At 37.4% G+C, this 5,589-nt stretch carries 5 protein-coding genes; 1 reads left to right on the top strand and 4 read right to left on the bottom strand.

All coding sequences use genetic code 11. The annotated features are described in order from the left end of the window. Positions 1-78: 78 nt before the first annotated feature. Both E1171_RS08385 and E1171_RS08380 read right to left on the bottom strand, forming a co-directional pair. On the bottom strand, positions 79-654 hold the full coding sequence (locus E1171_RS08385) for a phosphoribosyltransferase family protein (RefSeq protein ID WP_246164243.1): 576 nt from the start codon (positions 652-654) through the stop codon (positions 79-81). A gap of 56 nt (positions 655-710) precedes the next feature. Beyond that, positions 711-1,184 carry an Lrp/AsnC family transcriptional regulator gene (locus tag E1171_RS08380; protein ID WP_155205558.1) on the bottom strand — a complete coding sequence of 158 codons (474 nt, stop codon included), beginning with the start codon at positions 1,182-1,184 and terminating at the stop codon, positions 711-713. A gap of 189 nt (positions 1,185-1,373) precedes the next feature. Here E1171_RS08380 and E1171_RS08375 point away from each other — a divergent pair, with 189 nt between their 5' ends. Further along, positions 1,374-2,891: an NAD(P)H-hydrate dehydratase gene (locus tag E1171_RS08375; RefSeq protein ID WP_155205557.1), complete on the top strand. Its 1,518-nt coding sequence runs from the start codon at positions 1,374-1,376 to the stop codon at positions 2,889-2,891. 62 nt (positions 2,892-2,953) lie between these two features. On the opposite strand, the gene E1171_RS08370 is transcribed toward E1171_RS08375, so the two are convergent. Beyond that, a complete protein-coding gene (locus tag E1171_RS08370) occupies positions 2,954-3,574 on the bottom strand; it encodes a PA-phosphatase (RefSeq protein WP_155205556.1) in 621 nt (206 codons plus the stop codon). Further along, positions 3,574-5,028 (bottom strand): RNA polymerase factor sigma-54, encoded by a 1,455-nt coding sequence (gene rpoN / locus E1171_RS08365; protein WP_155205555.1) that lies wholly within the window; start codon positions 5,026-5,028, stop codon positions 3,574-3,576. Before rpoN ends, E1171_RS08370 begins: the two co-directional genes overlap by 1 nt. Positions 5,029-5,589 lie beyond the last annotated feature (561 nt).

The following is a 5,589-nucleotide window of genomic DNA, read 5'->3' as shown; positions in this document are numbered from 1 at the left end:
TACAAGAAAAGTGGTAAGAGCTAAGATTTTATAGTGAAGAGTGGGGGTGGTCATTCTTAACTCTTCACTATAAAATTTTCATTTTAAATAGGCGGTCATTTGTCCTTCTTCAAGTGTTACCTCAATGTGATCGGTTAGCGTAGTCGATAATTCATATCCTGTAAAATCCGAAGCGATAGGAAAAAGTTTATGACTACGATTCACCAATGTGGCAATTTCCAATTTCTTAGGTGAGGAATTTAAAAAAGGTGGTAAACTATGGGCAATGGTTCTACCTGTATTCAAAACATCATCCACCAACACTATAGACCGATTTTTTAATTCAGCAGAAGGAATATCTATACCCACCTCTGTTTGCGTAAGTAGTTTCTTATCTAGCCGGACCTGGGTAAGGATAACCTGAAAAGAAGCAATTCGGCCTAATTCTTCCGTCAGCATCTGGGCCAACTTAAAACCAGCCCCGTTTACTCCCGCCAAAATAATTACCTCTTCCTGAAAATTACTTTCATAGATCTGATAGGCCATCCTCCTGATTTTCTGAAGAATTTGGCTTTCATTCAAAATTAAGATCTTTTCTTTTGCCATGCTGATAAAGAAAATAAAATCGTCAAAAACAGAAAAACTGCCTTTATTTGGTAAAAAAAGCTTTTCCAACCATGAGTAAAGCTTACAAATACTTGCTCACCCTTATTAGCGTTTTAAACCAATCCTTATAGGATTGGCATAACATCACTATCTTTGAAAGTAGATAGAACCACTTGTGATTGCAAAGAATCCACCACCGAAATTGAAGACACTTTTTCCAACATCAATTCCTGGTAGGACGCAATATCTTTAGTAATCACTTTCAAGATAAAATCTCCGGAACCAGTAGTATGATGGCATTCAATAATCTCCTGGATATTTTCAATTTCGGAAATAAATACCTCAATGCTATCCCTGTTATGTGATTTCAAGGTAACCATTACAAAAGTACATACCCCAAGACCAATTTTACTGGTATCCAATTTTGCATGATAACTTTGTATAAAACCTGTGGTTTCCAGCTTTTTTACCCTTTCCAGAGTTGGGGCGGGTGACAATCCAATTTCTTTAGAAAGCTGTGCATTTGTTATCCTGGCATTTGCCTGCAGAATCTCAAGAATTTTTCGATCGATTCTGTCCAATTTATGACTTGAACTCATTACAATAAGGTTTCAAAATATAATTTGGCACGAAGTTAACAATATTTTATAACATGCGGACAAATTTAATAACTTCATTAAAGTGAATTAGATATCAGAAATCAGGAATTAATAATGAAGAATAAAGAATTAATAATTCCAATTTCGTAATTCTTAACTCTTCACTGGTAATTATACTATATTTTAGCCATGAAAATACTTTCAGCCGAACAAATTCGGAAAGCGGATCAATACACCATCCAGCATACACCTATTTCTTCTTTGGATTTAATGGAAAGAGCGGCAACAGTCTTCACGGAATGGTTTTGCACCCATTTCAGCAAAGACCAAACCCTTCATATTGTTTGTGGAACAGGAAATAATGGAGGGGATGGATTAGCCGTTGCCCGTTTACTCCATGGCCAGGGTTATGAGCTAAAAGTCAGTCAAGTCCATACCAATAGCAAACTTTCTGAAGATTGCTTTAGAAATTTAGAACGTTTAGAGCCTATTATGACGGTAGATAAAATCAAAGATCATGAATCTCTCCCCGATTTAAGCCAAACTGATATTATCATTGACGCTCTCTTTGGTTCAGGCCTTTCGCGCCCACTAGAAGGTTTATATGCTGATGTGGTACAATATCTTAATGATAGTGGAAAAGATATTGTTGCTATTGACATACCTTCTGGTTTATTCTGCGATCAACCACCACGAAGGGGGCCTATAATAATGGCCCGTAAAACAACAACATTTCAAATACCAAAACTTTCCTTCATGTTCCCTCAAAGTGAACAGTTTACAGGAGAGTGGATTGTTCTAGACATCGGACTAAAAAAAGAATTTATCCAAAACTGTGAATCTCCATATTTTCTAATTGATACGGAATTAATTGCTCCCACCTTTAAAAAACGACCGAAACATGCTCATAAAGGCACTTTTGGGCATGCTTTATTAATAGCTGGCAGCAAGGGAAAAATGGGGGCTGCCATACTTGCCAGTAGGGCTTGCCTTCGAAGTGGAGTAGGCTTACTTACCGTACATATTCCCAATTCTTCCTCTACAATTCTCCCTATTAGTGTACCGGAAGCAATGACAAGCCTTGATCCTAATAAAAAGTACTTTAGCCAAGTTCCAGACCTAGAAAAATTTAATGTCGTGGGAATTGGCCCAGGTTTGGATCAAAATAAGAAAACCGCTAATGCATTAGCAGAATTAATTTCTTTCCAACATTCCCCCATGGTCATTGATGCCGATGCTTTAAACATATTAGCCGCAAACCCTGAACTATTAAATAAACTTCCTGCTGAGTCCATTTTTACCCCCCACCCGAAAGAGTTTCAGCGTTTAGCTGGATCATGGAAAAATGATTTTGAAAGACTAGAACTTCAAAAACGGTTCTCAAAAAAATATAAGCTTTTAATTGTCTTGAAAGGAGCCTTCACCAGCATTAGTACCCCTGATGGTACAATCTATTTTAACAGTACCGGAAATCCGGGAATGGCAACGGCAGGCAGTGGAGATGTATTAACAGGCATGGTTACGGCCTTTCTCGCCCAAAATTACAGCCCTCTGGAGTCCGCATTATTAGCGGTATTTCTACATGGAATGGCCGGGGACATTGCAGCCGAGGAAAAAGGAGAGCTATCTATGTTGTCCTCAGATATCATAGAAAATATTGGGAAAGCAATTAAATTAATTAAGGATGAATGGAAACCAACACCTTGAAACACTTTTTAAAAATACCTAAAAGTTTAAATTCAGGCAATTTACCTCAAAACAATGGTAAGTCACAAAATAAAAAACAGAGTGCTAAAGCAAACTACAAAACCCAGCAAGGCTCCAAAGCATACCTGGGATAAGTTGTGATCTCCCAGAGCCAAACGTGCTGACATACTAATTCCTGCCAATATAGTGTACACCAATAGGGGATAAAAAAGTGAGGGTAACTTAAAAAGAAAAGCCATGGCCACCAAAAATCCTAACATGCCTGCTGCTCCTGAACTATGAGCACTAATTTTGTACTTTCGACTAATAACACTTATCATTAAGGTTAATGCGGTAATTCCTGCCATTATTAAAACCAGCATTATATTTACCTGCATCTTTCCTCCTAACAAATAAGTGGTCAACCCATAAAACAAACCTGTAAAGAGGAAAGGAATAAAGCGCTCTTTGCTATCTTCCATTTTAAAACTGGAAATGTTTCGGGTCAAACGCAGAGTGGACAAGCTTAAGAAAGGAAAAATTATGGTGGAAATAAAAATGGCCAAAAGTAGCATCCACATTCCTTTTTCACTCAGAGGCATAGCCAATTGTGGGGCGAATAAAAAGATTACCCCAAACAAAACGGTGGGCATCCAAATTGGATGCATCAGAACAGAAATAAAGGTTGCTAATTTTCTATTCACTATAACTCCTTTCTTAAACGGGCCACAGGAATATTCATCTGTTCCCTATATTTAGCAACCGTACGTCTTGCAATATTATACCCCTTTAGCTTGAGTAATTGTCCTAACTTATCATCGGATAATGGTTTTTTCTTCTCTTCTTTATCAATCAAGTCTTTTAATGTCTGCTTTACTTCCCTACTACTAACATCCTCACCGGATTCTGTAGCAATACCCTCAGAAAAGAAATATTTTAAGGGATAAAGCCCAAACTCAGTCTGCACAGCTTTACTATTGGCTACCCGGGAAACCGTAGAAATATCCATTTCAATTTCTGTAGCAATATCTTTCAAAATCATTGGCCGAAGTTTACTTTCATCTCCATCCAGAAAGAAATCATATTGAAATTGCACAATAGCATTCATAGTTCTCAGTAAAGTTTGCTGCCGCTGACGAATCGCATCGATAAACCACTTGGCAGAATCTAACTTTTGCTTTACAAAAGAAACCGTTTCTCTGAGCTTTTTATCCTTTTTATTGCCTTTATCATAGGCTTGCAACATTTCGGAATATGACCGACTCACCCGAAGCTCTGGTGCGTTTTTTGAGTTTAGGGTAAGTTCCAACCTTCCGGCATTGTTTGTAAGAATAAAATCCGGAATCAGATATTGGGTTTTCACCAACCCATTAGAAGTACTCCCAGGTTTAGGGTTCAAGCGAGTAATCACTTGTACGGCATCCTTTAAAACCCCACTTTCATGGTTATTGAGTTTCTTACTTATCTTTTCATAATGTTTCCGAGTAAACTCATCAAAGTACTTATCCAAAAGTTTATAGGCTACCTGCACCTCTTCTGTTTGTTCCTTTCTTTCTAATTGTAAAAGGAGACATTCCCTTAAATCACGTGCTGCAATACCTGCAGGATCAAATTTTTGTATTTTCCCTAGAATCTCTTCCAATTCTTCTATGGTCACTTCCACACCAACAGAAAAGGCCAAATCATTGGCAATAGCCTCCATCTCACGACGGATATACCCATCCGCTTCTATACTTCCAATCAACTGTGTTCCAATAATCTGTTTCCTTTCAGACAATCCCAGAAAGCCCAATTGGGTAATCAATTGCTCATTAAGGGTGGCATCCGTTGGCAAAGGCATTTCTCGATCTTCCTCATCAGAATAATTGCCATCCCCTTGCATTTTGTATCCACTAAAATCTTCGTCTCTAAGGTAATCATCTATATTGATGTCTTCTTCCGCAGTCAGGGTTTCTTCGCCCTCATATTCATCTGTCTCATCTCTGGATTCCGACACCTCATGCTCCTCCCTTCCTTCTTCCAATGCAGGATTTACCTCCAGTTCTTCCTCAATACGTGCTTCCAACTCCGCAGAAGGAATTTGGAGCAGCTTGATAAACTGGATTTGCTGCGGAGAAAGCTTTTGTGATAACGTCTGACTTAAAAATAATTTCTGCATACATTCCTATTTTGCTCAACTCACCCTTTAGGTAACTAGAATGATTTAAACTCAATAAATCTTAACACTTTATCCCTATAGGGTGGCATCCCCACCAATCGATCAGTTTGCTTAAAAAGATCAAGATCATTCTCTAATCTTAAAAATCAAGGTCAAATTTGCAAAAAAATGATCAGGAAAGGAATTATAAATTAACCGGCCTTTAACCCATTATTTAAATCAACAAAAAAGTAAAACTCCTCAGAGATTTAAACTTTTTATTAAAAATACACAAAAGTAAACAAAAACTAAACCAATAATCTTCCAGCCTTAAAACGCCACATCTTTAATTTATTGAATCATTTAACAAATTCTCCCACAAAATTTCTTTGTAGGGTATCAAAATCCACATTTAAAGGCTCTAATACCTTCAGAAAAAAATAATTTAATAGGTCTGAATCACTCCCATAAGTCTTTTTTGGCCTTATTTATGAAGTGTTGCTAAATGGAACTTCTTGAAATAAGCGTCTTTAATCGGCTATTTGTTAGTACTTAGAAGTGTGAAAAAAGTAAACACACTCC

The organism is Xanthovirga aplysinae (genome assembly GCF_009711365.1).
GTDB classification, from domain to species: Bacteria; Bacteroidota; Bacteroidia; order Cytophagales; family Cyclobacteriaceae; genus Xanthovirga; species Xanthovirga aplysinae.
Note: the sequence above shows the minus strand (reverse complement) of the source record. Positions and strands in the feature narration are given on the sequence as shown.

Excerpts from the sequence above, each read along its gene's own strand:
- E1171_RS08380 (WP_155205558.1), bottom strand. The coding sequence starts at position 1,184 with ATGAGTTCAAGTCATAAATTGGACAGAATCGATCGAAAAATTCTTGAG.
- E1171_RS08375 (WP_155205557.1), top strand. The coding sequence starts at position 1,374 with ATGAAAATACTTTCAGCCGAACAAATTCGGAAAGCGGATCAATACACC.
- rpoN (WP_155205555.1), bottom strand. The coding sequence starts at position 5,028 with ATGCAGAAATTATTTTTAAGTCAGACGTTATCACAAAAGCTTTCTCCG.